Source organism: Paenibacillus sp. FSL R5-0527 (assembly GCF_038008055.1).
In the GTDB taxonomy this organism is placed as follows: Bacteria; Bacillota; Bacilli; order Paenibacillales; family Paenibacillaceae; genus Fontibacillus; species Fontibacillus macerans.
In genome coordinates, this window is sequence record NZ_JBBOYI010000001.1 from 6,027,791 (window position 1) to 6,051,144 (window position 23,354).

Below are 23,354 nucleotides of genomic sequence, written 5' to 3' on the forward strand. Positions count from 1 at the left end.
TTAATGCACTTGAAATTATAGCAGACCTATTTTGCTTACGCAAGAGCTTAGTTGATCTCGGGCGGAACGATGCGGTGCAAGTGCATTGTCAAATAGGAGACTTCCGCCTGATAAACCGGCATTTTCAGGCGTTTCTCCATCACTTTGGTCAATTTCCAAGCGAGCGCATACAAGGTCGGATACTCGCGCTTAAGCAAGCTTTCCAGCTTATCGACTTCGGCCACCCGCTCGCCGCGGCGAACCCGTTCGATGGCAAACCGCAGGTGCGTCAGCAACCGCGAGTAGTCAAGCGAGTTCCGCAGGATGGAAAAATGCAGTTCATCCTCAATAATGCCGACCAAATCGGCGATCAGTTGGGCATGCCCCCGCACCTCGCTGATGTGGCGGTTCGTCATGGCACTGTTGATGTGAAGCGCCACGAATCCGGTTTCATCCTGGCCGAGATCGACGCCCATTTTCCGGCGGATCAAATCGATGGCGTATTCGGCCAGCTCGAATTCCAGCGGATACAGCTCCTTCGTCTCAAACAGAAACGGATTGTGGAAGGCGAGATCCTGCTCCGCCCGCTTGATGGCAAACGCCAAATGGTCCGTGAGCGCAATATGGATGTGCTCATTCAATGTCGCTTGCGTTTTGCTGGAAATATACATGATGATTTCGCCAATGAGCTCAATCAGTTGTTCGTCCACCTGGGGAATTAGCTGTTTGTATTGTTCCTGTTCCTGCTGATTCGTAAGAATGAACAGTTTCTCTACCGCCTCAAGAGGAATGGACTCGCCCGATTTGCGGTTAAATCCGATGCCTTTGCCGATCACAACGACTTCGCCATGATCCGGATGGTTGGCGATAATGACGTTGTTATTCAACACTTTGGCCACGCGTAGACTGTTCACAGGTCGCACCTCTTCTTGTCTATTCTCCGAAAACATGTACGCCCATTATAAACGATTGGCCGAGCCCTTGTCAGCCGTTTGCGAATAAATGTATAGGACGACCGCCGCAAAAAGCGCTTCAGCCGCAAAACAAGAGGCCGTCCTAACTGCTTAGGACGGCCTCTTTGGGTCCACTGAAGTCCAATCTCTTACTCTTTAGCTTCCCGCGATGCCGCGCTTTCCAGCACAACCGCCTCCCGGCCGGCCTCGCCGCTTCGTGCCGAAGCTGCGGGCGTCCCCTCCGCCGGCTGCGCGGACGCCACCGCTTTGCCTTTCGTCAAGCCTTGAATCAAGCGATCGAGTTCGATGCCCGACACGCTTTTCAGCATATCCGGAGCCGTCGCCATTAACTCCGTAACGTAATTGCTGACGCGGGCCGCTCCTTCGCCTTTGCCCGTATCGACCACCGTCAATTTATCGATGGAGGACAATGGACTGGCGATTTGTCCGGCCAAGTCGGGAAGCATTTTGACGACGATATCCAAAATCGCCGCTTCTCCGAACTTCGAAAACGCCTCGGCCAGCTTCTCCTTGGCCTCCGCTTCCGCCAACCCGCGCAGGCGGATAATCTCGGCTTCCGCGGTCCCTTTGGCCCGCTCGGCCTCGGCGACCGCCAGGCCCTCCAGCCGTTTCTGTTCGGCCGATGCCTTCGCCTGGGTTTCGATGGAGTACTGCAGCGCGTCCGCTTCCCGCATTTTCCGCGCCTTCTCGGCTTCCGCCGCCTGTTCGACCGCGTAACGGTCGGCATCGGCTTTTTTCTTCACTTCGGCATCATACTGCTTCTGGCGTACGGTGATTTCTTTATCCTGCAGGTCGATTTCCCGTTCCTTGCGCACGAGCTCGACCTTCATTTGCTCCTCGACCGCAATCTGCTTGGCCCGGGCCTCCTGGATGAAATAAGCCTGGTCGGCGTCGGCCTTGGCGGTATCCTGCTCTTTCTTGAAGGATGCGATCTTCAGCTCTTTTTCCTTCTCCGCTTCGGCGATATTCGTGTCCCGCAGCAGTTCCGCCTTCTGCCCGGACTCTTCGGCCATCGCCTTTTGGATCCGCGCATCCCGCAGCGCTTCCGCTTCGGCGATATCGGCGTCCCGTTTGACCGCCGCGATCCGCGGTTTCCCCAGCGCCTCCAAGTAGCCGTGCTTGTCGCGGACGTCTTTGATCGTGAACGAAACGATCTGCAGCCCCATCTTTTTAAGGTCGCGCGCCGCCACGCCTTGCACCTCTTGGGCAAATTTATCGCGATTGCGGTACACTTCCTCGACGGTCATGGAGCCCAAAATGGAACGAAGATGCCCTTCGAGCACTTCCTGGGCTTCGCCTTTCAGCGATTCGATCGGCTTGCCCATGAATTGTTCGGCCGCGGTAGCCACGTCCTCGATCGAGCTGCCCACTTTGATGATCGCCACGCCGTCGGCCGAAACCGGCACGCCCTGTTCGGTATACACTTCAGGCGTCATTACGTCAAGTTTATGGGACAATAACGATAAGTACTCCGCTTTCTGGAAAATCGGCCAGATAAACGCCCCGCCGCCGCGGACGATTTTAATTTTGCGGCCGGACTGGTCATCGGAAATATTCCGGTTGCCGAGAAAAGAACCGGTTACGATCATCGCTTCGTCCGGGCTTACGGTTTTGTATCTGGCCCAAAAAGCCAGGCCCAGCACAATGATAACCCCGATCACAACAGCGGGAATCAGGATAATGTCAGGAATGCTTTCAAACAATCACATCAGCTCCCTTTTCAAGATTGGTTTTCATACAGCTCGGATACTTGAATGGTTCCGTCCCTCGTATCCACAACGACGACGCGCGTTCCGGCGGGGATTTCCCGATGGTCAAAGCTGGAGGCGATATGAATCGTGTTGCCGGCCACCAGCGTTACCATCACTTCGCCGAAACCTTCCGAAGGAATCGGCACGGTCACCTCGCCCACTTTACCGGGCAGCTCCGCGGTCGAATAACCGGTGGAATTTTCGCTGTTTTCCGCCGGCTTGACGTAAGCGAAGTAAACTGCGGCGGCCAGCGCCAAAGCGATGACGAGCGCAAACACGATCACGGCGGCGTTCCCGAGCCCGGTATAGCGATGCAATAAAATCCCGGCCCCGCCAAAGCTGGTTACCGCCGAAGCCGTAATGACCGGTTTGAGGAAATCGGCGGACACCGCATCGAAAATCCCGTCTATCCAGCTGCCGATCAAGTCTCCGATCAGCGCGCTGACGACCGCAAACAGCGCTCCGCCGATAAAGCAGGACCAAAACAGCGTTTCCATGCCGTCCCTCCTTTCGATAAACAAATATGTAAATCTATATATTTCATACGTTATTTCAGGGAATTTGTTTCAACAAAAATAGCTTCAAGCGGTTGGAGCGCGGTTTTCCCGGCGATTTTCCGCCGCAAAAACGAAAAAAGGGCCGGTCCCCCAAATAAAAGGGACGGCCCAATAACTTATGCTTACAACGACATCCGGTAAATTTCCACCACGTCCTGCTTATTGAGTAAGGCGAATCGGCCGAACGGACCGAATTTGACCGCCTTGTCGGCCATGATTTCAAGCTTGCTGTCGTCGATGCCGTAATCCGCCAGCCGGCTTGGCGCCCCGATCGAGCTCCAGAACGAACGCAGCGCCTCGATGCCCTCCAGGGCCACGGCCTCGTCGCTTTTGCCCGCCGGATTGACGTCAAACACGTTTACGGCCAGGCGTTTAAAGCGGGACACGTCATGCTTCAGGTTGTATTTCATCCAGTTGGGGAACAGGATGGCAAGCCCGCCGCCATGCGGAATGTCGTACACGGCCGACACGGCGTGTTCGATGTTGTGGGTCGCCCAATCGCCCGCATAGCCCATATTCAATACGCCGTTCAGCGCCATCGTGCCGCAGAGCAATATCGTTTCGCGATGCTCGTAGCTTTCGAGATCGGCGATCAGCTTGGGCGCCGTTTCGATCACGGTGCGCAGCAGTGCCTCGCAAAAACCGTCCTGCAGCGGTGTATTGGTCGCTTTATGGAAATAATGCTCCAGCACGTGGGACATCATATCGACCATGCCGTAAACCGTCTGATCCTTCGGCACGGAAAACGTATTTTGCGGATCGAGGATCGAAAAGGCGGGGAAAGCGAACGGGCTGCCCCATCCTTGTTTTTCCTGCGTCGCTTCGTTCGTAATCACCGATCCGCCGTTCATTTCGGAGCCGGTGGCGGCCATCGTCAGCACCGTCCCGAGCGGAAGCGCCGCCGTCGCCGCAGCCTTGCGGTCCACGATATCCCATATGTCCCCGTCAAATTTGGCGCCCACCGCAATCGCCTTGGAGCAATCCAGCACGCTGCCTCCGCCGACGGCGAGCACCAGCTCGATGCCCTTCGTTTTGCACAGCTCGACCCCGCGGCGAACCGTGGACAGCCGGGGATTCGGCTCCACGCCGGCCAGCTCCGTTACTTCGGCGCCGATTTCCCCCAAAACCGCCAACACTTTATCATACAGGCCGCTGCGCTTGATGCTTCCGCCGCCATACACCAGCAGCACTTTTTTGCCGTAAGCCGGAACCTCGGTTTTTAAAGCTTCCAGCTGGTTTTTGCCGAAAATCAGCTTCGTCGGATTACGAAACACAAAATTGTCCATGCCAAGCTCCCTCCAACCTGTTTTATGTAGAAATTACGACCTTATTATACTTCCAACCGCAAAAAGAAAACAATGAAAACGAAAGCCGCGGAAGCCGTTGTCAAGGTACCTTTAGGAATGGCGCCAAGGAGAGACATTGCGGGAAGCCGGCACATTGAGGAACAGGAACCGCCTGCTCGGGAAGCCCAAGCTGCCTGTGAAACCCACCGCGAAAATAATAAGGATAAAAAATGTCGTTATTCCGGTGATATCCGTTCATTTGAGAGAAGTAAAGGTAATTTGTGCCGCTATTTTTCCCCACCCGCAGGGAAATGCCCGCGTTCTGGACCATTTATAGAAAAATAAGTACAGAAAATGCCGCTAATGGGTTGAACTTGCTGGGGTTTGGAGTAATAAGCACATAATTTGCCGCTATTATGACGGCCGGCGGTCGCTCATTCCAGTAACCGGCTAGCAAACGCAGATTTCGCAGATTTCACAGACTTTGCACATTCCCGGACTTTGCACATTTCGCTGACTTAGCAGACTTTGCAGACTTAGCAGACTTAGCAGACTTAGCAGACTTAGCAGACTTAGCAGACTTAGCAGACTTGCATTTTGCAGACTTTGCAATTTCGCGACTTTACAGATTCGCAATTTCGCCGATTTCAAGATTGAGCCTATCTCCACCGCCGATTTTCGCACCGCATATGTCGCGCGAATAAATAAAAATGGGGGCCGTCCCAAGCCACATGCTTGCCCGGGCCGCCCCCTCACGCATCTCTGAATAAACCTGTGCTATTGTTTCCGGTAACCCGCCGAGGCAACGAAACGTTCAAAAGCCGCCCGCCCGGCTTCCGTCGTCTTAAACACGCCGGCATGCCCCAGGATTTCCGAGAACTTGCGCCCGACCTCGTCTCGCAGCAGCGCATCGGCCGCATCCCGGGTCAGCGAGGTTCCGAACCGGTCAACCAGCTCCTTCACCCAGTCGGCGTGCACCGCCAAACGGGCGTTCGGGTCGGTTACGGTCTGATCATACAGGGCCTTGTCCCCGCACAGGATGCCGGCGATCTGCGCCAGCTCTTCCTTCAGCCGTCCCGGCAAAATCGCCAGGCCCATGACCTCGATCAAACCGATGTTTTCTTTTTTGATATGGTGCATTTCCCGGTGCGGATGGAAGATCCCCTCCGGATGCAGTTCGTCCGTCCGGTTGTTCCGCAGCACGATATCGGCTTCAAAGCCGCCGTCCGCGCTGCGGCGTACGATCGGGGTCACCGTATTGTGCGGCACGCTTTGCCCGTCCTGTTCGCTAAACGCCCGGATCGCGGCGTCAGGGTCGCTGTAGGCTTTCCACTTCTCGTACAGATCGTCCATCGCTTCGAGAAGCACGCCGGGATCGCGGCCTTGCAAACGCAGTACCGACATCGGCCATTTCACCATGCCGGCCGTTACGCCGGAAAAGTCCGGATGGGCGAAGGCCGCTTCGATCGGCGCTTTTTCCAGCGGGAACGTATGGCGCCCTCCCTGAAAATGATCATGGGTCAAAATCGAACCGCCGACGATCGGCAAATCCGCGTTGGAGCCGATGAAGTAATGCGGGAACAGGGCCGTAAAATCGAGCAGCCGTTTAAACGTTTCCCGGGTCAGCTTCATCGGCACATGGTCGTGATGGAACACGATGCAGTGCTCGTTATAATACACGTAAGGCGAATATTGGAAAAACCACGGTTCCCCGTTCAATTCCAGCGGAATGACGCGCAGGTTTTGCCGGGCCGGGTGGTTGAGCCGTCCCGCATAGCCGACGTTTTCGCGGCAGAGCTGGCATTTCGGATACACGGGAGGCGGCAGCAGCTTGGCCATGGCGATCTCTTGCGGATTTTTTTCCGGCTTGGACAGATTGATCGTAATCTCCATCTCGCCGTAAGGCGTAGGCTGGTTCCAATAAATATTTTGCCGCACCCGGTCCATCCGGATGTAGTTGCTGGCCACCGACAGCTTGTAGAACGCGTTCGTCGCGGCGGCGATTCCTTGTTCGCTTTGCGTTTTGCGGAAAGCGGCGATCGTCTCGGAAGGGCGCGGCATCAACAGGCCCATAATCCTGGCGTCCAGCAAATCGCGGTACGTCGCGGTATTTTCCGGGATCAGCCCGATGGCAAAGCCGTAGTCGATCAAAATTTCCAGCGGCTCCTGCGGCCCGGACAGGGGCTCCTCCGCCACCGTTCCGGCGAACGGCTCGTCAAAAGAAAACAGCTCCAGCAGCCGGTTGCGCGAGTAATCGACGTCCCACCAATCGATCATGCCTTGCTCCAGCGCGTAATGGACCAGCCGTTCGAGCGCGTGCAAAACGTCCAGCCGGTTTCTCTCGTCTACTCCCATCGCTTAACTCACCCCTTAGTTGTCGTTATAGCCGTCCGGATGATTGCTGTGCCAAGCCCAGGCGCTCTCGATAATGTCCTCCAGCTTGCCCTGCGAAGGCTGCCAGCCAAGCACACTGCGGGCCTTGTCGGAAGAGGCGATCAACACCGCCGGGTCGCCGGCGCGGCGCGGGCTGATCACGACCGGAAAATCGCGGCCGGTCACGCTTTTAACCGTTTCGATTACTTCTTTGACCGAAAATCCCTGCCCGTTGCCGAGGTTAAACACGTTGCTGTCCCCGCCGCGCTGCAGGTAGTCGACCGCCCGCAGATGGGCGTCCGCCAAATCGCCGACATGGATATAGTCGCGGACGCAGGTGCCGTCCGGCGTATTGTAATCGTCGCCGAACACTTGGATCGACGGGCGCTGCCCCAAAGCCGCCTGAATAATGAGCGGGATCAGATGGCTTTCCGGGCGGTGGTCTTCGCCGATTTTCCCGCTTTCGTGGGCGCCTGCGGCGTTAAAGTAGCGCAGCGATACGTATTTGATTCCGAGCACCTGGTCGAACCAGGCCATCATCCGCTCCATCGTCAGCTTCGTTTCACCGTACACGTTGGTCGGCTCGGTTTTGTCGCTTTCTTCGATCGGCACTTTTTCCGGTTCGCCGTAGGTCGCCGCCGTGGAAGAAAAGACGATTTTGCGCACGTTCGCCTGATTCATCGCATCGAGCAGGCACAGCGTGCCGTAAACGTTGTTGTCGAAATATTTGACCGGGTCCTTCATGCTTTCCCCGACCAGGGAGTTGGCGGCAAAATGAATGACCGCCTCGATGTCGTTTTCGGAGAACAGCCGCTTCAGCAGTTCCTTGTCCCGCAAATCCCCTTCGTACAGCTTGCCGCCCAGTAAAGCTCCCCGGTGTCCGGTCTGCAGATTGTCGATGACGACAACCTCCTTGCCCTGCTCCAGCAGCGCCGCCACCGTATGCGAGCCGATATAACCCGCTCCGCCCGTAACCAAAATCGCCATGATTAGTTCTCCCCTTTCATTTCATGCACACCATCGCCCACACCGCAAACGTAGAACTCGCCTTCAATGCCGGTCCGCTCTTGATAAGCTTTGCCGACCTCGGCCAGGAACCGGTCCACCGCGTCCTCATGCACAAGGGATACGGTGCAGCCGCCGAAACCGGCTCCGGTCATCCGCGCGCCCAGCGTTCCCTCGATTTTGCGCGCTTCTTCCACCATCACGTCCAGCTCCAGGCAGCTGACTTCATACAGGTCGCGCAGCGAATCGTGCGAAGCGTTCATCAGCTCGCCGAAGGCTTTCAGATCGTTGGCGGTCAGAGCGTCGACCGATTTCAGCACGCGCGCGTTTTCTTCCACCACGTGTTTGGCCCGGTTGAACAGCACCTCGTCCGGAAAATCCCCCCGCCACTCGTTCAGCTGCTCCGGCTGCAAATGCGCCAGGTACTCTAGCCCGGGCTCGCGCTTCCGCAAAATCTCCAGCGCCGCGTCGCACTGCGAACGCCGTTCGTTGTATTTCGAATCGACCAGCCCGCGCCGTTTTTTTGTATTGCTGATGATAAGCTTGTAGGCCCCCGTTCGGAACGGAACGAGCTTATATTCCAGCGTATCGCACATCAGCAGGATCGCGTGATCCTTCGCCCCGTTCGCCACCGCAAACTGGTCCATGATGCCGCTGTTGACGCCGACATAGCCGTTTTCCACCCGTTGGGACAGGCGGGCGATTTCCACCGTATCGGTTTCCTTTCCTTCCATGCTGAGCAGCGCGTAGGCCGTCACCACTTCAAGCGAAGCGGAGGAGGACAGGCCCGAACCGTTCGGGATTTCGCCTTGGAACAGCAGGTCGTAACCGCCGCTGAGCCGGGTGCCGAGCTTTTCCAATTCCAGGATAATGCCGACCGGGTAATCGATCCATTCGCCCGATTTCTCCTTGCCGAGCTGATCCAAATCAAGCTCCGCCGTATAAGGCAAATTCATGGAAGCAAATGACATTTTGCGGTCGGCGCGTTTGCGCAGCGCCAGCGTGGTGCCGAACTCGAGCGCGGCGGGAAATACGTATCCTCCGTTGTAGTCGATATGCTCGCCGATCAGGTTGACGCGTCCCGGCGCATTGAAGATGCGCAGCGGCTCCGCGCTTTCGCCGTATTTGGATATAAACAATTGTTCCATTTCCTGTTTCTTCATCAACGTACACCCCATCGTCAAAGAATCTGTACTTCTTGTTCCCAGTATAATGAAAACGCTCCGCTTTGATAATGCATCTTTGCGAGTTTTATATAGATAAATGTGACTTTTGCGGTTAAAATGGGGACAGTAAAATGCGTGTTCTAAGAAAAACTTCTATCGAAGTATCTTCTAGGAAGCCAGACCGCGATTAGCGGTAGTTTTTCTTGCGATATAAGGAAGCTGATACTTGGACGTCTATTCTTTCTTATATCTTCAAAAAATGACTTTTTGAACTTCCTTGTTAAAGGAGGAGAGTTGATATGATGCAAAAAATCCAAGAAACCTACAGCGCGGCGGCCAATCCCGAGATTTATGAATCCGGCGACCTGCACGTCTTGTTTGCAGGCGAAAGCCAAACGCGCGCCGACCATCGGCTGGGCCCCAAAGTATACGATTATTTTCTGCTGCACTTCGTCGAGAGCGGCAAAGGAAACTTCCGCACGGAATCCGCCGCCTTCGACTTAAGCGAAGGGGACTGCTTCCTGATTCATCCCGAGCAGCTTGTCAGCTATGGCTCCGATCTGTCCGAGCCGTGGCGCTACCGCTGGATCGCCTTTACCGGAGACAAAGCCGCGGAACTGGTCCTCCGGGCCGGCCTGACGCCGGAGCTTCCGGTGTTCCGCCAAGGCGCGGGCAGCAAAATCCCCGGGATTCTGCAAAGCGCGCTGCAGGCTTTCCAGGCGAAAAAGCCAAGCTCGCACCTGCTGTCGCTTGGCCTGCTGCATCTCTTGATGGCCGAGGCCCAGGAAGCCCTGGCGAAGGAATCGCCGCCCCCGTCCGGCGAAGCCGGGGTCCAGCGCATCGTCAAACAAATGATTCATTATATGTCGAGCCAATATGCGCACCCGGTATCGATCGAGCAGATGTGCTCCTCCCTTGGCTATAACCGGGCGTATTTATCGCGTATTTTCAAAAAAGCGACCGGCTTGACCCCCGTCACCTATCTGCTGAAGCTGCGCATCGATAAATCCCGCCAGCTGCTGCGGGAGCGGCCGGAGCTGTCGATCGAGCAGATCGCCGCCTCCGTCGGGCTGACCGATCCGCTGTATTTCTCCCGGCAGTTCCGCCGCTTTCATCACGAATCGCCGAGCGAATACCGCAAGGCCGTGACGGGGGCGGTCCAGGCCGAACCCAAAAAAGCCCCATCCTCTCATCCGTGAAAAGATGGGGCTCGCCGCTAACGCAGCCCAAGCTGTCTGCCCACTTCGCCGAATACGGCGCCGATCGGTTCCGTAATCAGCAGATCGGCCCGCTGGTCGTAAGCGGTGGATGAGGCGTTGACGAGCACCGTTTTGTCCCCGCGGAAATAAGTGACCAAATGAGCCGCGGGCTGCACCGTCAAAGACGTTCCCCCGATCAGCAGCAGATCGGCCGCAGCGATGGCGGACACCGCCGCCTCGATGACCTCGTTGTCCAAACTTTCACCGTACAAGACGACGTCCGGTTTGATAATGCCGCCGCATTCGCAGCGGGGAACCGTCTCTTTTCCGCTCATGATTTCCTCCAGCGTGTAGCGGCGGCCGCATGTCATGCAAGTATTGCGGTGAATGGACCCGTGCAGCTCCAGCACCTTGCGGCTGCCCGCCAGCTGGTGCAAACCGTCGATGTTTTGCGTAATGACCGCATCCAGCTTCCCCGCGCGCTCCAGGTCGGCGAGAAAGAGATGGGCCGGGTTCGGCCGGGCTTCGGGATGGATCATTTTCGATTTGTAAAAGTCAAAAAACACCTCCGGGTGCCGGTCGAAAAAGCGGCGGCTCAATATCTCCTCCGGGGAATAGGGCGAATCCTTCTCCGTTTGGTAGATGCCCGCCGCCGAACGGAAATCGGGAATCCCGCTTTCCGTGGAAATGCCGGCACCGCCGAAAAACACGATACGGCCGCTTTCCTTCACCCAGGACGCCAGCCGCTCCGTTTGCGTTTCACTGTTCATCGCATTGAATTCCTCCTTAAATTTTGCTCGCGCCGCCTTAGCGCACCGAGAGTTCCCGATAACCGGAAACGATCACGTCCGCATCCCGCAAATAAGCTGTCCCCGGGGGCGCCCCGTCCTCCGCAGCGGCCAGCCCGACGGTCAGCCCGGCGCCGGCCCGCTTGCCCATCTGCATGTCTGCATTGCTGTCGCCGATGACCACGGCCTCCGCCGGGGAAATGCCCAGCTCGCGGCAGGCCAAAAGCGCCATGTCCGGATCGGGTTTCCCGCGGCGGGCCCGGTCGCGGCCGACCACGCTGCCAAACCGCTCGCGCAGGCCCATCCATTCCAGATGCTCCAGAGCTTCCGCCGTCGTGTCGGAAGTGACCACCGCCAGCGCAAGCCCCGCTTCCCGGCAAGCGTCGAGGAACTCGCGCAAGCCCGGCAGCGGCCGCGCCTCCCGCCGCCGCTTGAGCTGCGCCAGCGCCGCCGCGTTGAACTCCCGCACCCGGCTTACCGCATCGTTCCAGGGAACGCCCGCGGCATAAAGCGGGCCGGCCAGAAGCGCGGTGACTTCCTCCTCCGTGCCCATCGCGACCGGACCGGTGCGGTCGTACCCGCTGACGCGGTTCGCCTCGTCCAGCCGCAGTCCAAGCACCGCCGTTTTGTTGAACAGGCCTGCGGCTCCCAGCGTTTCCAACTCCCGCTCCACGAAGCCGGTCAGCGTCTCCGCCCAGCTTCCCCAAAGCGCCATGAAATCGAGCAGCGTGCCGTCTTTGTCAAACAGTATGCCCCGGCAAGGGACAAGGCGCCCCGCCGCCTGAATATTCGCCATCCGCACCCCAACCTTCCGGAAATCCATGGTGATATATTCCATTATACCATTTTGGCGCCGGGGTTCATCAGTTCGACATAATTGCAGCAAGTGGCAGCGCTTTCTATTGTGATTTCTATCACAAAGTTTTGCCGGCAAACATCGTACCTTAATACTTGAGTTATATATTTAAAATTTTGAGTTTTTAGTGGGAATGAGGAGGAGGCAAACGACATGACGGAAACCGGCATCACCCCTCGAGGCGAGACGTTTTTTCTAAACCTGCGCTTTCTGCTGATCGTCTGCGTGTTCGTCGGCAACGCCATCGAACCCCTGATGGGGCGGATCGGCGGCATGGCCTGGCTTTACACGTGGATTTTTACTTTTCATATGCCTTTGTTCGTGTTCGTGACGGGGTATTTTGCCAAGGCGAATTTGCTTGGCGAGGCCGGGCGCAAGGTGCTGCTTCAGATCGGGCTGCAATACGTCATTTTCCAAAGCCTTTATTCCTTGCTGGATGCTGCGGTGTTTCACGTAAACGGCATCCACCGCTCCTTTTTCGCCCCTTATCTGCTGCTCTGGTTCCTGGCCAGCCATTTGGGCTGGCGTCTGATGCAGCTTATGCTGCGAAAATGGCCTGCGCTTCATCAGTTGGCCTTCTCGATCGCGCTGGCCGTGCTGGCCGGTTATCTGCCCGTGGACGGAAGCTGGCTGAGCCTGTCGCGCACGTTTGTCTACCTGCCCTTTTTTATCGCAGGCTATCATTTTTCGTTTGAACGTATGGAACGTCTGCTCACCCGGAAAGTCCGGCTTGCCGCCATCGCCCTGTCGCTTGCCTGGTTTGGCCTGATCGCCCTCGGCGGAGCGAATATCGCCCCCGGATGGCTGTACGGCAGCATGACCTACGGCCAGCTCGGGCATCCGGAATGGTACGCCGGCGTTTTCCGCTTGCTGCTCTATCCGCTGCAGCTGTTTGCGGGAATCGTTTTTTGGGGATTTGTTCCGGCAAAAAAGAGCAAAGTCACCGAGATGGGACGCCATACCCTCTACGTATTCCTGCTGCACGGCTTTATCGTCCGCCTGGCTGCGGTTTCCCCGCTTTATGCCGCCGTGCGGAGCCTGCCTGCCGCCCTCGGCGTCGTGGCCGGAGCCGTGGCGCTGACATGGCTGCTCACCCGCCGCTGGGTGCGGATGTGCAGCTCCCCGCTTATCGAGCCGCCGGTATCCTGGCTGCTGAAGCTGGAACGCCGGGCCTTTCGCCAAGTAGGCGCAACGGGCAAACATTCATAGGCCCACAGTCCGCTTTTTTACGCATAACCGAGAACATGGCCTTATTTCCTTGCGAAATTCGTTTCAAAAGGCAAATCTGTGGTAAATAAATCATACCATTTATTTACCAACCAGATTAGGAGGGATTTCATGGCAAGGAATGGAAAGAAAATGACTCGTGAAGAAGCAGGACGTTTGGGAGGTCTAGCCACCGCCAAAACCCACGGCAAACAATTTTACCAGGAAATCGGTCAAAAGGGAGGGGAGGCTACCTCCAAATCGCACAGCAAGGAATTCTATCAGGAAATCGGCCAAAAGGGCGGCGAAGCCACCTCCCAAAAGCACGATAAAGAATTTTACCGCAATATCGGCCGCAAAGGCGGCGTTACCCGCAGCAAAAGCTACTAAAAGCTGCTATTATTGTGAAGTCCCCGAAAAATTCGGGGATTTCTTGTTTTCGCGGGAGCAAGCCCGGCTTTTCCTTTGTTCTGCTCCCTGTGATCCCCGCTAGAAAAAGATAACTACTTGTGATAGACTTTAGAGAAAACCTTTAGCAGTGTAAAGCTACAAAATCTAAACCATCATGGGGGGGATAGGCATCATGACAGCCAAGAAAATGCGTTCTGACATGATCAAAAAAGGCTTCGACCGGGCGCCTCACCGCAGCTTGCTGCGGGCGGCGGGCGTCAAGGAAGAAGATTTCGGCAAACCGTTTATCGCGGTGTGCAACTCTTATATCGATATCGTTCCCGGGCACGTGCATCTGCAAGAATTCGGCAAAATCGTAAAAGAGGCCATCCGCGAGGCGGGCGGCGTTCCGTTCGAATTCAACACCATCGGTGTTGACGACGGCATTGCGATGGGGCATATCGGTATGCGTTACTCCTTGCCGAGCCGGGAAATCATCGCCGATTCCCTGGAAACCGTCGTTTCGGCGCACTGGTTTGACGGCATGGTCTGCATTCCGAACTGCGACAAAATTACGCCGGGCATGCTGATGGGCGCGCTGCGCGTCAACATTCCGACCATCTTCGTCAGCGGCGGCCCGATGAAGGCCGGCGTGGACAGCAAAGGCCGCAAGCTTTCCCTGACTTCCGTTTTCGAAGGCGTTGGGGCTTATCAATCCGGAAAAATCGACGACAGCGAACTGCTGGAACTTGAACAGTACGGCTGTCCTACCTGCGGCTCCTGCTCCGGCATGTTCACCGCCAATTCGATGAATTGTCTGGCCGAAGCTCTTGGCCTGGCGCTTCCGGGCAACGGCACGATTCTGGCCGTTTCCGAAGAACGCCGCGATTTCGTGCGGAAGTCCGCGACCCAACTGATGGAACTGATCAAGCTGGACCTTAAACCGCGCGATATCGTCACCAGGGAATCGATCGACAACGCGTTCGCCCTGGATATGGCGATGGGCGGCTCCACGAACACCGTCCTGCATACGCTCGCTTTGGCCCAGGAAGCCGGAGTCGATTACCCGCTGGAGCGCATCAATGAAGTGGCCAACCGCGTGCCGCATATCGCCAAGCTGGCCCCGGCATCCGATATTTTTATCGAAGACGTGCACCGCGCCGGCGGCGTGAGCGCCGTAATCCACGAGCTGCTCAAGAAACCGGGAGCGATCTTCGGCGATCGAATCACCGTCACCGGGAAAACGATCGCGGAAAACGTTGAAGGATGCGAGATCCTCGACCACAGCGTCATCCATCCGATCGACAAACCTTATTCGGAAAAAGGCGGTCTGGCGATCCTGTACGGCAACCTGGCTCCGGAAGGCTCGGTCATTAAAGTCGGCGCCGTGGATCCATCCGTCGGCGGTTATCATAAAGGACCCGCGGTCTGCTTTGATTCCCAAGAGGAAGCTTTGGAAGGCATCGCCAACGGCAAAGTCAAGGAAGGCTGCGTCGTCGTCATCCGCTACGAAGGGCCGAAAGGCGGTCCGGGGATGCCGGAAATGCTCGCTCCGACATCGCAAATCGTCGGGATGGGCCTGGGCGCCAAAGTCGGCCTGATCACCGACGGCCGCTTCTCCGGGGCCTCCCGCGGCATCAGCATCGGCCACATTTCGCCGGAAGCCGCTGAAGGCGGTCCGATCGCTTTCGTGGAAGACGGCGATATCATCGAGCTCGATCTGAATAACCGCAAAATCGAGCTTCATGTCAGCGAAGAAGAAATGGCCCGCCGCAAAGCGAACTGGAAAGGCTTTGAGCCTAAGGTGAAAACCGGCTATCTGGCCCGTTATTCCAAGCTCGTCACCAACGCGAGCTCCGGCGGCGTCATGAAGATCTAATTGACTTAATTTTTGTTTTATCCGCATCGCAAAAACCGCCGGAGCACCCGCTCCGGCGGTTTTTTTATTTTTTGATCAGCGGGATCATTTGTTTGCGGACAGCGGGCTTTCATCGGTTTCGCGGTCAAGCAGGAGCGCGGCGATTAGCCCGATCCCCAGCACCCATGCAAAGAGTGCGAACGACACCGCAAAACTGCCGGCTCTTATAAATTGCAGAGCGAGAACCGGGCCAATGCTTGTTCCGGCAAACAAAATAAAGGTATACATCGTTGTCTATCTAATCAAGAAGCCGTCCCCAAAAGCAGCTTCAAGCCTGCTCGGGACGGCTTCTTGAGTTATAACGTAACGCTTGGTTTTAATTGCAAGGCAGCGTTGTACGCAATGCCATCTCATCTTCCTCCGCCGCGGCGTGCTGCTCTTTGGCCAAACGGTGGCGGCGGTGCCCGGAATCCATAAATTCACTGATCAAATAGTCAATCGGCATCACGATCAGCTTTGGAACCATCTCTTCCGTATGCTGCTTTAACCTCGAACTCCCCTCCGGATGAACAACACTCATCAATAATTTCAAATAAAAATGGGAGGAACGGGCAAACCAGCCTTTGGGCAAGTCCGTGACGGTAAAACCAAACTGCTCCGGTCCCCGGTTGATCATAGTTACGCCGTACAAGGCCTTAACGTCGTTCAGTTCCGGATGAGCGGTTACGTATTCCGCTAACCGGGGCAACGATTTCTCCATGGCGCGGATCATTTGGATCGCAAGCTGGACCGAAGATCTGGCGCGTGTGCTGTACTGAAACAAGGTCTTGTTATCGAGATGAAGTTCCAATATCCGGTCTCCCTGCTCCAAAGACGTTCCTCCGGTCATAGCCACCGGTTTGCCATGATAGGTCGCTTCCCGAAAATGCAGAATCGGATTGTGCTCGTCGACGACCTTAAGCTGAAAAACGAAATGGAACAATTTCTCCCACAAAAGCCACAGGGCAACGATGCATCTTTTGAATCCGGATATGGATGCCGGCTTCTTCCGCCCGGGTTCCGTCTCCTTCGTCACTGGCTTCGCTTTTCTTTTCATCTGGCGTGCAGCCTCCGTCTCTTGGATCATTTCATCGATCCGGATGCTTTGCAGTCCCCGCCGCTGGGCTTCCTGCAGCACCCGTTCCAGAGCGACCAACATTTCCCGCGGCGCATCGCTGTTTGCTCCCAACGTAGCGCCGCAATCGTGAAGCAGAAATATTTCTCCGCCGCGAAGCTTCCTCATCATTCGCTCCGTTAACCGATTCGCGCCGACTTTGACGCGCCAATCGCTAAACATCGCCGACCACAACACGATTTGCGTATCGCCCCGGCCCGCGAAATCGAACAAATTCACGATCCCCCATGGCGGGCGGTAATAATGAGACCGGACTCCGGTGGCATCGTAAATGATTTTGTTCGTTTTTTGGATTTGTTTTTTTACGGCGGCGGGCCCCATCAGCCAATTGGTTTTATGGACGTAATTATGGGTCCCGATCAAATGGCCCTCTTCATGCATCCGTTTCAGTAATTCGGGATACTTCTCCGCGTTCGTACCGACGACGAAAAAAGTGGCCTTGGCTCCGAAACGCTTCAACAAGTCAAGCAACTGCGGCGTATATCTCGGATCAGGGCCGTCATCGAAAGTCAGCGCGAATTGCTTCTCATTGCTCCCATGCTTGAATACGCGAAACCCGAAAATCCGGGTAATTAATCCGGGTATAAAAGCGTACAGCGTTGAAATATAAAACAACCATAGCAGCAAAGTCTCCATATGCTTTCCCCACTTTTCAATGATCAATGACTTTGGCATGCTTTTTAGCATAGCATCTACATTATTTTATCATATCCCCCGCCGGTTTAGGCGTACTTTTTTGGGGAAAGCTCAGGGAAGTTTTTGCGCCATTGGCTTAAAGTACGAGTACTAAAAGTCAGGTTTTCAGCACCGGACATGCCTTACGAACCGCGCGACGCCAGCAAATCCATCGTCCTGCGGAACAGCTCGGCCGCTTGATGCGCCGAGCCTGCCGGGCGGTTTTGGACCAGTACCGCGACGGCATATTTGGGCTGATCGGCAGGCCCGTATCCGATAAACCACTGATGGTTTTTGTTTACGCCGCCTTTTGGCACCTGGGCCGTCCCGGATTTTCCGGCCAAGGGCCATTTGGCCCGGTTTAGCGAGCGTCCCGTGCCCTCGGTTACCACCAGCCTCATCCAGGACAGCAGCGTGTCCGCCGTACGGGGCGAAATTTGCCCGGCGGGAGACGGCGCGGCTTGTACCGGGAAACCGGCCAGCAGCGAACCGTCCTTAAACCGGATTTCGCTGACCAGCCGCGGCGCCGTCACCTGGCCGCGGTGCAGCAGCGTAACGACCAGGTTGGCCGCCTGGAGCGGAGAGACAAGCACATCGCGCTGGCCGATGGCCGTCTGGGCAAGCGCGCCTCCGTCCACTTTAGACCTATCGTTAAAAACGGCTCCCGCTTCCTCCTGATCCAGCTGTCTGAGATCGTCCCCGTCCAGAAAGCGTTCGGCCTGCCAGCCTACCTGGCGGGCAAGCCCAAGCTTGGACGCCGCTTTTGCGATCCTTGCCGGTCCCAGCCTTTCCCCCAGCGCTGCAAATACGATGTTGCAGGAACGGGAATATCCCTCCTCCAGCGTAATCGTACCGTGACCGCCTTCCTTCCAGCAGGACAATCCGTATTTTCCGTAGTGTCCGCTGCAATGGAAGGTTTCATGCGGGGAGGAAACATGCTCCTCAAGCGCCGCTGCCGCGACAACCGTTTTGAAGATCGACCCCGGAACCGCCGCTTTTACCGCTTTGTTGGCCCAGTCCGGCCGCTTCGGATCCACATGCCGCGGATCGTAAAACGGCAAAGAAACCATCGACACAATGTCCCCATTGTCCGCATCGAGAACGACGACGGCTCCTTCCTTGACGTTCATCTCGGCGGCAAGCCGTTCGATCCCCCTTTGCACTCCCTCGTCCACCGTCGTTTTAATTTGCAAAGGATAATAACGGCTGCCATTCGCATTGATCCGCGTGCCTAAACCATCCAGCGGCCGTTTCTGCCCATCTACCGTAAAAGCGGCTCGCACACCGCCGATCCCCCGCAAATAGCGGTCAAATGTCTTTTCCAGCCCGGCCGCTCCGACTTGAAGGGCCATCGGCAAAGGGGTGCGCGGCTGATCCCGGCGCAGCCGCCGGATGACATCCGGGCGCTGAGCGACATAACCCAGCCACTGATTTCCGCGCATTCCCGAATCATAACGCGTTACATAAGGCAACACTTCCAGCCCTTCAAGCCGGGGCAGCCGGCTTGCCTGTGCTTCGGTCAGTTGTAGCGGTTTCTCCCCTTCCCGAAGCCAAACATAAGGTTTCCGCAATTCGGCCCATATTGACCGAAGCTCCGCAGGAGTCACCTCAAGCAAGGCCGCCAGTTTACGCAGCGCTTCTCCGTCCGGGACGTCTTTTACGGGAAAAAGAATCGGCGACCAGGCTACCCGGCCGGTTAATGGAAGGCCGTTCCGATCGAGGAAGTTGCCTCTTCCCGGGTCCAATTCGATGCTTTCTTCCCGCTGCCGCACGGCCAGTTCGTTGATCGTTTTGCCGCCGACGGTGGCCGCCCGGAAAGCGGAAGCCGCTTGGATCCAGGCCATCCGCAAGGCAAACACGCCAAGCACGACCGTAAACAACAGCAAAATATAAAAAATGCGTTTTTTGCGCAATAATGACATGATTCGCCCCCCTTGTCCCTTATTATTTCCTGGGAAAAGCGGGTTCACACCAGGGGCGGCTGCTTGAAATAGAAAAGTTCGTCCTGCCAGCTACAGCAGACAATGCCAGCAACAGCCTGGCGGCCCGTAGGAATAGTTGCAAAACGTACAACTAGATCTCAACGAAGCAACGGGTTCATCCGTTTTAATTGCCTTTCCTGCAACTACACCCCATCACTTGCGCCATACCTTCGAATCGTGCAGATTTAATTGCGCAAATTACATCTAAACAAGCGCCCCGCTCCATTTCCCGATCCATAACTGTATCTTTTACAGCTATCGAGCGCAGACACCCGTCTTAAAAAACAAACAGCCCCGCAAATCAACTGCTGATTTGCAGGGCTGTGTATTTGCTTAGGTGCAATATGCCTAAACCGTAAATTTGGACAGCGATTCTTTCAGGCCGACCGATACGTTTTCGAGCTTGTTCGACAACTGCACCAATTGATCGCCAACCGTTTGCTGTTCGCTGCTGAGCGAAGCCACTTCTTCGGAGGTGGCCGACGACTGCTGCGCGACGGCGCTGACATTGCTCATCGCTTCCGACAGCACCGTCTGCGCTTCGTTCAACTCGTCGATCGAAGCCGTTACCGAATCGAGATGCCGCACGAAGCCTTCCATTTGCTCTTGAACGGAAACGAAAATCTGGCTGGTTTCCTGTACGGAGTTGGCTTGCTCCTGGAACAAGGGGCTCGCTTCCGAGAGCGCTTTGACCGTTTCGTTCATTTCCTTTTGAATCGTATCGGTAATTTCCCCGACCATCGTAATCGATTGGCGCGATTGCTCGGCCAGTTGGCGGATTTCGTCGGCGACAACCATGAACCCTTTGCCTGCCGCGCCTGCCCGGGCCGCTTCAATTGTCGCATTCAGGGACAAAATATTCGTTTGCTGCGTAATGTTTTGCATCACGTCAAGCACTTTCATGACGGAATTGGTGCTTGCTTTCAAAGAATTGACTTTGTCCGTCAAGGCATTGACCATTTCTCCCGTGATATTCGTTTTTTCCAGAAGGCCGTTCAAATATTCGGTACCCAATTGACTGGACTTCTCGACTTGCCGCGCCGATGCTTCCATCTCTTTGTTGGTTTGAATCACGCGTTCCATTTGCCGGGAAATGTTCTCCGTCAGTTCGTTGCCGCGCTCGGCTTCGTTCGCCAGGCTGGTTGCCCCGTTGGCGATCTCCTCCGTCGCGATGGCGATCTCCTTGGCGGAAAGCGCCGTTTTGTTGGAGGCGTGCGTCAGTTCGGTAGCGGTATCGAGAACCTCCTGCGCCGAACTGTTCGTTTGCTTCACCAGCGAGGTGATATTTTCCATCATCACGTTAAAGCTGTCGGCCAATTGCCCGATTTCATCTTTAACCTTAAGCTCCAACCGGACGTTCAAATTCCCTTTGGAACCTTCCTCCATCAGGTTTTTCAATTTGCCCAGCGGATGCGCGATCATCCGCACCATCCAGATGCCGATCAAAATCGCGATAATGGCGACGCCAAGCAGCGAGAAAATCGTAACCAGCAAAATGGCGTTGGCGCTCTGGGTCAATTCTCCCGCGTCAACGGTGCCAAGCAATTTCCAGCCGGAAGACTGCTGGGTATTGAACACGGCCAAAACGGCGTTTCCGTTCGCATCGGCCGTCCGGAAGCTGCCGTAAGGCTCGTTTGCGGCGGCCTCGCCAAGCTTAAATTCCGATTCTTTGCCTTCATCCCCGGCCGCCGATGAACCGACGACGATATTTTGGTCGTTCACCATTTGCAGCTTGGAGTTTTTGCCCAAATTTACTTCCTGCAGGTAACCGTTCAGCACTTCCAGATTGATGTCCGCGATCAGAATGAACCGCTTCATGCTGTTAACGCTTTGTACGGATCTTACGAGACGGAACACGGAGGAGCCCGCTTTTTGTTCCGGCACGTTGATCCACATCGTTTTGGACGATTTGGTCACGTCCTCAAACCACGGCTGCTCCCGCACCGTTCCCAGGAAAGCCGTATCGGCGCTTCCGGAAGTGACATCGTCAATGACCTTGTCCGGGGAGAGCATATAAACGGCGGCAACGCCCGTAGTGGAAAATGTCAGCGTATTCAAACGAGTTCTCATTTTATTCGTTGCCGTGAACCGGTCATATTCGGAAACCTCCGACAAGGACGCGTCCATAATCGCACTCTGCATTTCGTCGTCCAGGAACATTTGCTGCAGATTCTCTTCGTATTTTTGCAAAACGATATCGAGCTTTTGGGAGGTCTGCACAATCGTCTGCAAATTCGCTTGTTCGGCGTTGTCCTGGATCGTCGCCTTCGCCATCTGGGAAGACAAAATGCCGATCGTTAGTACAAACACCATAATCGCCACGAAGAAAATCAAAAACAAACGTATGCCAACCGATTTGGATGGATTAATCTGTTTGGGCAGCTTGTCCTTCAACGAAACCGCCGCCGCTTTCCAGTCAAAACCCGGTTTGCCGGTGTTTCCTTTTTTGGATTCCGTCCGCTCCCCTTTCTTGCTTTTCGCCTTTTTCTTGCTGTCCGCCTGTTGGTCCTCGTTCTTTGGAACCAGACTCATGTTGATCACCCACCACTCATAATAGTTGCACCCTCTGCCAAATAGGCTTGAGGTCATGCCTTAATACTACTGGTATGTATGACTTCCGTCAGTAAATAGTTCGACAATAACTGACGTTCTCCTCTTTAATATCGGCTGGAAATGGACTGGATTTTAAATTTTCTTAACAAAAAAGTCCCAAAACGCAAAAAAGAGGCCTTTTGTCCTAGACAAGAACAGGCCTCAAAGCATATTGCATTTTTCAATTATTTCTTTTTCCGCATCATGTCGAAATAGGATACCGGGTGCTCCACTTTCATTTTGATCCGCTGCAGCGGATGTCTTGCCGCATCCAATTCATTGCCGTCCTCGTCATAAATCGCCCCGACCGTCTGTTTGAAAAACGTCCCGCCCGGCCCGAAAAATTCGACTTCCTGCCCCGGTTTAAAATGGTTGCGCTGCTGAATGACCGCCATGCCGGTATTTTCGTCGTATTCCATCACCAATCCGGCAAAGTCGTAAGGCGCAGCCTTTTCCTCCGGCTCGTAAATATGATCTTCATGGTCCGGCGTGTCGTAGAAGAACCCCGTATTCAGCGGGCGGTTCGCCGCCTTGTTGATTTCCTCCACCCACTCCGGCTTCAGCTCATAGTTGTCCGGATCGGCCATATAGGCATCGATCGCCTGGCGGTAAACGTTCACGACCGTGGCCACATAATGGATCGATTTCATCCGTCCTTCGATTTTAAAGCTGTCCACCCCGGCATCGATCAAATCCGGAATATGCTCGATCATGCACAGGTCTTTCGATCCCATTGTAAACGCGTTGTCATTTTCCTCGAACAAAGGCAATTGGGTCACGCCCAGACGGAACTGCTGCAACACTTGGCTCTCCCGGGCTTCTTCCTCGGAGACCCAAGCGGCCTCCTCACGGCCGTCCTCAAACAAATCGTATTTCCAGCGGCACGACTGGCAGCAGCCCCCGCGGTTGGAGTCGCGGTCGGTAAAATGGTTTGACAGCACGCAGCGGCCCGAGTAAGAGGAACACATCGCCCCGTGAATAAAAGCCTCCAGCTCGATGTCGACATGCTTCTTGATTTCCTCGATTTCGTGCAAACTCGTCTCTCGGCCAAGCACGACCCGCGGCAGGCCTTGCTCCTTCCAGAACTTGACCGCCTGCCAGTTAACCGTCGATTGCTGGGTGCTGAGGTGCACCTCGAGGCCGGGAACGACCCGCCGCGCCGTTTCGATAATGACCGGATCGGCCACGATGATGGCGGCGATGCCGACCTCGTACAAATTCCGCAAATATTCTTCAATGCCCTCCAGATCCTCGTTATGGGCATAAATATTGGTGGCCACGAACACTTTGGCCCCGTATTTCCGCGCGAACTCCACACCCTCGCGCATTTCTTCAAAACTGAAATTATCCGCATTGGAACGAAGGCCGTATTTTTGTCCACCGATATACACGGCATCCGCTCCGTAATGAACGGCGAATTTCAACTTTTCGAGATTGCCCGCCGGAGCGAGTAGCTCGGGTTTCGCCAGCCGGTAACGATTTCCCGCATATTTCGGGATGTGTTTCTCCGCTGTCCGCATCTTCGTTCACCTCTTCGTTTTAT

The 23,354-nt window shown here is 55.6% G+C and carries 18 protein-coding genes; 4 read left to right on the forward strand and 14 right to left on the reverse strand.

Features of this window, described 5'->3' with window-relative positions; all coding sequences use genetic code 11:
* Positions 1-47 precede the first annotated feature (47 nt).
* The 7 genes from glcT to NYE69_RS26780 form a co-directional block, all read right to left on the reverse strand.
* Positions 48-893, reverse strand: coding sequence for a glucose PTS transporter transcription antiterminator GlcT (gene glcT, locus NYE69_RS26750; protein WP_240752008.1), 846 nt, complete (start codon positions 891-893; stop codon positions 48-50).
* A 188-nt stretch (positions 894-1,081) separates the two neighbouring features.
* The gene (locus NYE69_RS26755; protein ID WP_445744793.1) at positions 1,082-2,656 is read right to left on the reverse strand and encodes a flotillin family protein; all 1,575 of its coding nucleotides are present in this window, start codon (positions 2,654-2,656) and stop codon (positions 1,082-1,084) included.
* A gap of 17 nt (positions 2,657-2,673) precedes the next feature.
* A complete protein-coding gene (locus tag NYE69_RS26760) occupies positions 2,674-3,201 on the reverse strand; it encodes an NfeD family protein (RefSeq protein ID WP_328273147.1) in 528 nt (175 codons plus the stop codon).
* Positions 3,202-3,383: 182 nt separating this feature from the next.
* A complete protein-coding gene (locus NYE69_RS26765; RefSeq protein ID WP_340928814.1) occupies positions 3,384-4,547 on the reverse strand; it encodes an iron-containing alcohol dehydrogenase in 1,164 nt (387 codons plus the stop codon).
* Positions 4,548-5,324: 777 nt separating this feature from the next.
* Entirely contained in the window at positions 5,325-6,902 is a 1,578-nt protein-coding gene (locus NYE69_RS26770) for a UDP-glucose--hexose-1-phosphate uridylyltransferase (RefSeq protein ID WP_328273145.1), read from the reverse strand.
* A 15-nt stretch (positions 6,903-6,917) separates the two neighbouring features.
* A complete protein-coding gene (galE, locus tag NYE69_RS26775; RefSeq protein ID WP_213510638.1) occupies positions 6,918-7,907 on the reverse strand; it encodes a UDP-glucose 4-epimerase GalE in 990 nt (329 codons plus the stop codon).
* A gap of 2 nt (positions 7,908-7,909) precedes the next feature.
* Positions 7,910-9,088 carry a galactokinase gene (locus NYE69_RS26780; RefSeq protein ID WP_340928817.1) on the reverse strand — a complete coding sequence of 393 codons (1,179 nt, stop codon included), beginning with the start codon at positions 9,086-9,088 and terminating at the stop codon, positions 7,910-7,912.
* A 305-nt stretch (positions 9,089-9,393) separates the two neighbouring features.
* On the opposite strand from NYE69_RS26780, the gene NYE69_RS26785 reads away from it, so the two are divergent.
* Positions 9,394-10,290 carry an AraC family transcriptional regulator gene (locus tag NYE69_RS26785; RefSeq protein ID WP_328273148.1) on the forward strand — a complete coding sequence of 299 codons (897 nt, stop codon included), beginning with the start codon at positions 9,394-9,396 and terminating at the stop codon, positions 10,288-10,290.
* Between the two features lie 17 nt (positions 10,291-10,307).
* Here NYE69_RS26785 and NYE69_RS26790 read toward each other — a convergent pair whose 3' ends face one another.
* Positions 10,308-11,060, reverse strand: a complete 753-nt coding sequence (locus NYE69_RS26790; protein WP_328273143.1) for an NAD-dependent protein deacylase — start codon at positions 11,058-11,060, stop codon at positions 10,308-10,310.
* Positions 11,061-11,097: 37 nt separating this feature from the next.
* Complete coding sequence (locus NYE69_RS26795; RefSeq protein ID WP_340930544.1) at positions 11,098-11,874, reverse strand: HAD family hydrolase; 777 nt, start codon at positions 11,872-11,874, stop codon at positions 11,098-11,100.
* A gap of 213 nt (positions 11,875-12,087) precedes the next feature.
* Here NYE69_RS26795 and NYE69_RS26800 point away from each other — a divergent pair, with 213 nt between their 5' ends.
* From NYE69_RS26800 to ilvD, 3 genes are all read left to right on the forward strand, one after another.
* Positions 12,088-13,143, forward strand: a complete 1,056-nt coding sequence (locus tag NYE69_RS26800; protein ID WP_340928820.1) for an acyltransferase family protein — start codon at positions 12,088-12,090, stop codon at positions 13,141-13,143.
* Between the two features lie 129 nt (positions 13,144-13,272).
* Positions 13,273-13,530, forward strand: coding sequence for a KGG domain-containing protein (locus NYE69_RS26805; RefSeq protein ID WP_340928822.1), 258 nt, complete (start codon positions 13,273-13,275; stop codon positions 13,528-13,530).
* Between the two features lie 193 nt (positions 13,531-13,723).
* Positions 13,724-15,409 (forward strand): dihydroxy-acid dehydratase, encoded by a 1,686-nt coding sequence (ilvD, locus tag NYE69_RS26810; RefSeq protein WP_328273183.1) that lies wholly within the window; start codon positions 13,724-13,726, stop codon positions 15,407-15,409.
* A gap of 84 nt (positions 15,410-15,493) precedes the next feature.
* On the opposite strand, the gene NYE69_RS26815 is transcribed toward ilvD, so the two are convergent.
* The 5 genes from NYE69_RS26815 to NYE69_RS26835 all read right to left on the reverse strand — a co-directional run bounded on the left by NYE69_RS26815 (position 15,494) and on the right by NYE69_RS26835 (position 23,331).
* The gene (locus NYE69_RS26815) at positions 15,494-15,676 is read right to left on the reverse strand and encodes a hypothetical protein (protein ID WP_328273184.1); all 183 of its coding nucleotides are present in this window, start codon (positions 15,674-15,676) and stop codon (positions 15,494-15,496) included.
* Positions 15,677-15,764: 88 nt separating this feature from the next.
* Entirely contained in the window at positions 15,765-17,198 is a 1,434-nt protein-coding gene (locus NYE69_RS26820) for a polysaccharide deacetylase family protein (protein ID WP_340928825.1), read from the reverse strand.
* A 182-nt stretch (positions 17,199-17,380) separates the two neighbouring features.
* Entirely contained in the window at positions 17,381-19,159 is a 1,779-nt protein-coding gene (locus tag NYE69_RS26825) for a peptidoglycan D,D-transpeptidase FtsI family protein (RefSeq protein WP_340928827.1), read from the reverse strand.
* A 408-nt stretch (positions 19,160-19,567) separates the two neighbouring features.
* Entirely contained in the window at positions 19,568-21,751 is a 2,184-nt protein-coding gene (locus NYE69_RS26830; RefSeq protein ID WP_340928830.1) for a methyl-accepting chemotaxis protein, read from the reverse strand.
* A 245-nt stretch (positions 21,752-21,996) separates the two neighbouring features.
* Positions 21,997-23,331, reverse strand: coding sequence for a peptidase U32 family protein (locus tag NYE69_RS26835; protein ID WP_340928832.1), 1,335 nt, complete (start codon positions 23,329-23,331; stop codon positions 21,997-21,999).
* Positions 23,332-23,354 lie beyond the last annotated feature (23 nt).

Bases quoted from the DNA above. Each gene is read 5' to 3' on its own strand.
- NYE69_RS26760 (WP_328273147.1), bottom strand. From the start codon at position 3,201: ATGGAAACGCTGTTTTGGTCCTGCTTTATCGGCGGAGCGCTGTTTGCG.
- NYE69_RS26765 (WP_340928814.1), bottom strand. From the start codon at position 4,547: ATGGACAATTTTGTGTTTCGTAATCCGACGAAGCTGATTTTCGGCAAA.
- NYE69_RS26770 (WP_328273145.1), bottom strand. From the start codon at position 6,902: ATGGGAGTAGACGAGAGAAACCGGCTGGACGTTTTGCACGCGCTCGAA.
- galE (WP_213510638.1), bottom strand. From the start codon at position 7,907: ATGGCGATTTTGGTTACGGGCGGAGCGGGTTATATCGGCTCGCATACG.
- NYE69_RS26780 (WP_340928817.1), bottom strand. From the start codon at position 9,088: ATGAAGAAACAGGAAATGGAACAATTGTTTATATCCAAATACGGCGAA.
- NYE69_RS26785 (WP_328273148.1), top strand. From the start codon at position 9,394: ATGCAAAAAATCCAAGAAACCTACAGCGCGGCGGCCAATCCCGAGATT.
- NYE69_RS26790 (WP_328273143.1), bottom strand. From the start codon at position 11,060: ATGAACAGTGAAACGCAAACGGAGCGGCTGGCGTCCTGGGTGAAGGAA.
- NYE69_RS26795 (WP_340930544.1), bottom strand. From the start codon at position 11,874: ATGGCGAATATTCAGGCGGCGGGGCGCCTTGTCCCTTGCCGGGGCATA.
- NYE69_RS26800 (WP_340928820.1), top strand. From the start codon at position 12,088: ATGACGGAAACCGGCATCACCCCTCGAGGCGAGACGTTTTTTCTAAAC.
- NYE69_RS26805 (WP_340928822.1), top strand. From the start codon at position 13,273: ATGGCAAGGAATGGAAAGAAAATGACTCGTGAAGAAGCAGGACGTTTG.
- ilvD (WP_328273183.1), top strand. From the start codon at position 13,724: ATGACAGCCAAGAAAATGCGTTCTGACATGATCAAAAAAGGCTTCGAC.
- NYE69_RS26815 (WP_328273184.1), bottom strand. From the start codon at position 15,676: ATGTATACCTTTATTTTGTTTGCCGGAACAAGCATTGGCCCGGTTCTC.
- NYE69_RS26820 (WP_340928825.1), bottom strand. From the start codon at position 17,198: ATGGAGACTTTGCTGCTATGGTTGTTTTATATTTCAACGCTGTACGCT.
- NYE69_RS26825 (WP_340928827.1), bottom strand. From the start codon at position 19,159: ATGTCATTATTGCGCAAAAAACGCATTTTTTATATTTTGCTGTTGTTT.
- NYE69_RS26830 (WP_340928830.1), bottom strand. From the start codon at position 21,751: ATGAGTCTGGTTCCAAAGAACGAGGACCAACAGGCGGACAGCAAGAAA.
- NYE69_RS26835 (WP_340928832.1), bottom strand. From the start codon at position 23,331: ATGCGGACAGCGGAGAAACACATCCCGAAATATGCGGGAAATCGTTAC.